We start from the raw sequence: 4309 nt of genomic DNA, 5'->3' as shown, positions 1-4309 counted from the left end.
AGTACGTGAAGCAACCTTGCTACATCAATTTACAGCAAGCGAGGCACGTCCTCGCCGAAATGGGTGTTGAACTCACTGAAAGACAAATAAAACGCGCGTCTGAAAAGGATATTCATGGGCGGCGTAAATTGCCGTTTTTCATTGATCCTATTGAAAAGAAACTCAAAATAGAAGATATCCTTCTATAGATACTTTACCTAAATTAATGGAAGAAATGAAAACTAGCATAAGACGGACACCATTGATTAGGGAGGCAATCAATGAAAATGATAGCGAAATGGAAGACGCACGCAAACGTATCCGCGTTTGATGTCCAGGTTCTTTGCATTGCAAGTTTGTAAATTTACTGTAAGTTAGGCTGATGTTTGGTGCAGCTTAACTCTGCCGTTAAAAAATCAAATCGGAGAAACTCAAAATGCCTTACAAAAAAATCCTAATCGCATTGGAATGCACCGACGACGAGAATAACGTCATCAATGAAGCGATTCGTTTGGCAGAGACCCTAAATGCAGACCTGTCTGCTTTCCATGTCAACGACCCCGCAGCCGGAAAAGCCCACATGATGATGGACACCCTGCCCCTGGTAAGTGAGGAAGACATTCGGGAGCAGTTTCGCAAAGCAGGATACGAAAAAGAAGCGAATGAAATCAAAATCACCCTTACGGAAAGCGAGTCATATGCAAAGGAAATCGCTAAAGCAACCGAAGATATCGACCTGCTGGTCATTGGCCATCACTCCAAAAACGCGTTTCTCGCAGCGCTCATTGATTCTGTTGACGAACCGGGTGACTGACCTGGTCTCTTGTCCTGTGCTTATGGTACCCAAATAGAATGGTAACAATTAATACCTCAGGAAAAATGTCTGCCCGATGTGCAAAGACTGAAACCAAAATCTCAAAATCAAATAACGAACTAATTCCAATTATCAAATTTTCAAAATCCCAAACTCGTGTTTTATGTCGACCTCTGGTCATTTGTAAATTGAGATTTATTTGAATTTGAGCTTAGCTTTGTAATTTTTAATTTCCGGTTACCCTGTTGGTTTGACAATCCACGGGTTGTCCGGGTCAGGGAACTCAAATGGATTGGATCTCAGACCCGCAAGCCTGGATAGCGCTTGCTACTCTCACGGCCCTCGAAATAGTCCTCGGCATCGATAATATCATTTTTATAACTATTCTAGCCGGTCGTTTACCGGAGGAGCAGCGCAACCGGGCCCGAACGTTAGGTCTTGCAGCAGCGATGCTGACCCGCATTCTTCTTCTGCTTTCGATTACCTGGGTCATGAGCTTAACCAAACCTTGGTTGACAATTCTTGGCAACGAGCTTTCGGGCCGCGATTTTATTCTGATCATTGGCGGGTTGTTCCTGCTCGCAAAAAGCACCCATGAAATTCATAATAGCCTGGAAGGATATAAAGAGGAAAAGCAGGGGAAAGCTACTGCCGGCTTTGCCAGCGTCCTGATTCAAATTGCCATTCTCGATATCGTCTTTTCTTTGGATTCAGTGATAACCGCCGTTGGACTGGCGGAGCATGTCGCGGTTATGGTCATTGCCATCGTTATTTCTGTTGGCGTGATGATGTTTGCTGCTAAGGTGATAGGTGACTTTGTCGAACAACACCCGACCATAAAAATGCTTGCCCTGAGTTTTCTGATCTTGATCGGCGTGGCGTTGTTTGGCGAAGGCCTGGAGTTGCACATTCCTAAAGGGTACATTTATTTTGCAATGGCGTTTTCCGTGGGTGTGGAAATGTTAAACATCAAAATGCGGGCGAAATATTCGAAACCGGTCAAACTTCATCAAAAAGGTCAGTAGTGGGCTTATTGCTTCTTTCCATTAAAGAAAAAAAGATGTAAGGATACTATCATGATTAAAAGAATCTTACTTTTTTTGTTAATTTCACTCCTGATAACTAGTGTCAGTAGTGCTCAAGAGCCGGAATCAAAAGATCCTTGTGAAGACGCGATGACAACGGTTGAAATGCAGGAATGTCTGGGTCAGCAATACCAACAATGGGATGCGGAATTAAATCTGGTTTATAAAAAAGTAAGGTCTAAATTGAGTGTGGCGCGAAAAACAAAACTCAAGGAAGCACAACTGGCCTGGATAGTTTTTCGAGATAAGAGTGCGGAGTTTGAAGCGAGTGAAGAGGAGGGCGGGTCTATGTATTCGCTTGTTTATGTGTCGGTGATGGCTTCATTGACAGAGCAGAGAGTTGAGAATCTCAGAGAAATTCTAAAGAGAATGGATTCGAATTAAGAGATTAAGATAACGTTTAATCAAACCAAAGGAGGGGAGCATGGCAATAGTATTGAGACTCAAAGACGGATTTTCTAACACATCGCCCGAACTACGCGATGAGGTCAAACGATTGCAGCAGGCACTGAAGGAAGCCGGCCACTCTGTCGACACCGATGGCTTATTTGGAGAGGGAACCGTAAAGGCTGTGAAAGCTTTTCAACGTGAACACGGCCTGCAAGATGACGGAATTGTTGGTTCAAAAACCTGGAAAGCATTAGCAGATGCTGGGGGAAATCAAGAGCCAGCGGTGGATTCGTCTGTGCTGAAAGGTTTTAGAGGCGATTTGAGTTGGGTTCACGCTCGTGAAGGGCACGCGGGGAAACCATACTGGCCCAAAGGAGCCTCGGGAGTCACCCTGGATCCCGGTGTCGATCTCGGTTATGCGGATTCCTCGCTGATTGAAGCGGCCTACAAAAATTTGTTCACCGGGGAGCAGTTTGCGGCTGTTAAAAAAGTTCTTGGTATAAAAGGAGACGCTGCTGAAGCAGCTCTCAAAGCCGATGCAGTACTTCAGACGATCAGGATTAGCCGCGAGCAGGCCGACACGATTTTCCAGTTTGCAGCGAAACCCTATTGGGGAAAAATCGCCAAGCGCTTCCCGACTTTAGATGATGCGGATACTTTGGGGTCGGTCCAAACCGCATTGCTTTCACTATCTTATAACCGGGGTCCTAATAATGCAGGTCTATCGGTGCTTGAGGAACCGCTCGCTGATAAAAATTGGCTTCAGGTTGCGAATACAATTGGCTCAATGCAGCAGAATCATCGGTTGCCAGGTATACGAAAACGCCGAAAAATGGAGGCCGACTTGATTCGAAAAGAGTTGGCTTAAACAAAATGCCAGACGGTTTTGAAGAAATTCTTACGAAAGCAAGTCCTGCGGTACAAGAGTTGGCGAAACGCACCAGAGCGTTGATTAAGGAAATCATGCCCGACGTTGTCGAGGTGCCCTGGCCAAAACAAAAATACGCTGGCTACGGTGTAGGACCTAAAAAGATGTCGGAGCACTTCTGTTACATCGGCGTCTTTAAAAATCATATCAACCTTGGCTTTAACTACGGTGCCGAACTCCCCGATCCTGAAAACCTCCTCGAGGGCACAGGGGCGCTCTTTCGGCATATCAAAATAACTAAACAGGAACAACTCGAGCAGGCGGCCTTATCTCAATTGCTTGAGGCTGCTACAAAACACTTACCAAGATTAAAAAAATAAGGAACCGAATGTCAGAAGTAATAATAAATCATTTCCGGAGTTTGTGGAAAAATTACCTAAAGCGGGTTATTCCAGTGACGGCGCCGGCGCCATTAGAGGATTTATGGTTGAGAGCAAAAACCACCAGGTCGTTTTCAATGAGAATGACGAAGCTGTCGAGTTCACTCCGCACACACACGCCGCTTCATTTGGGGTTGTGTTTGAAGGTGAGTGTGAGCTTGTCATCGATGGCGAGTAAGTTTATCGGGCCGGTGACGTTTATCACGTTCCGGAAAGCGCCCGGCATTTTGCCCGTCAGGCGGAAAACTACAAAGTTATTGTCATCTTTAATGAGCCGGGTCGCGTTCCGGTTTTAAGGCAATTTAGATGGTTGCGGAAATTAGCGTAGCGGTTTCCGCAACCCAGGCAATTATTATCTCTGACCTCTCTGGTTCCCAAGCTCCGGCTTGGGAACACAATTTCATGAAAACTCCCCTTCGTCTTTCCTTCCCAAGCAGGAGCTTGAGAAGGAGGTGGAAAGGATAGGTTAATTTTTTTGGCTTGTAAAGCTAATGGTTTTTTGATATATTAATTTTATTTAGAATGAGTCCTACAATTTTTCGACATAAAGGTTATCGTTTCTTTTTCTTTTCGCGAGAAGAAAAACGTATGCATATTCATGTGTTTTGTGCTGATGGGGAAGCAAAGTTCTGGTTAGAACCATTAATTTCGGTAGCTAAAAATCACGGTTTGTCTTCAAGACAATTAAATGAATTAAAAGAAATAATCGAGGAAAAGAAAGATGATATCATCG

The 4309-nt window shown here is 44.6% G+C and carries 7 protein-coding genes; all 7 read left to right on the top strand.

Annotated features, from left to right (window positions below; genetic code table 11):
- The first annotated feature begins 415 nt into the window (after positions 1-415).
- Complete coding sequence (locus tag IH879_20505) at positions 416-793, top strand: universal stress protein (GenBank protein MCH7677311.1); 378 nt, start codon at positions 416-418, stop codon at positions 791-793.
- Positions 794-1080: 287 nt separating this feature from the next.
- Positions 1081-1818 (top strand): TerC family protein, encoded by a 738-nt coding sequence (locus IH879_20500; protein MCH7677310.1) that lies wholly within the window; start codon positions 1081-1083, stop codon positions 1816-1818.
- 51 nt (positions 1819-1869) lie between these two features.
- A complete protein-coding gene (locus IH879_20495; protein ID MCH7677309.1) occupies positions 1870-2262 on the top strand; it encodes a DUF1311 domain-containing protein in 393 nt (130 codons plus the stop codon).
- Positions 2263-2302: 40 nt separating this feature from the next.
- A complete protein-coding gene (locus IH879_20490) occupies positions 2303-3136 on the top strand; it encodes a peptidoglycan-binding protein (protein MCH7677308.1) in 834 nt (277 codons plus the stop codon).
- Between the two features lie 5 nt (positions 3137-3141).
- Entirely contained in the window at positions 3142-3516 is a 375-nt protein-coding gene (locus tag IH879_20485; protein ID MCH7677307.1) for a DUF1801 domain-containing protein, read from the top strand.
- A 43-nt stretch (positions 3517-3559) separates the two neighbouring features.
- On the top strand, positions 3560-3754 hold the full coding sequence (locus IH879_20480; protein ID MCH7677306.1) for a hypothetical protein: 195 nt from the start codon (positions 3560-3562) through the stop codon (positions 3752-3754).
- A gap of 344 nt (positions 3755-4098) precedes the next feature.
- The coding region (locus IH879_20475) for a DUF4160 domain-containing protein (protein ID MCH7677305.1) at positions 4099-4309 on the top strand (211 nt) is incomplete at its 3' end.

The organism is candidate division KSB1 bacterium (assembly GCA_022562085.1).
Taxonomy (GTDB): domain Bacteria; phylum Zhuqueibacterota; class Zhuqueibacteria; order Oceanimicrobiales; family Oceanimicrobiaceae; genus Oceanimicrobium.
This window is presented reverse-complemented; position numbering and strand designations above follow the sequence as displayed.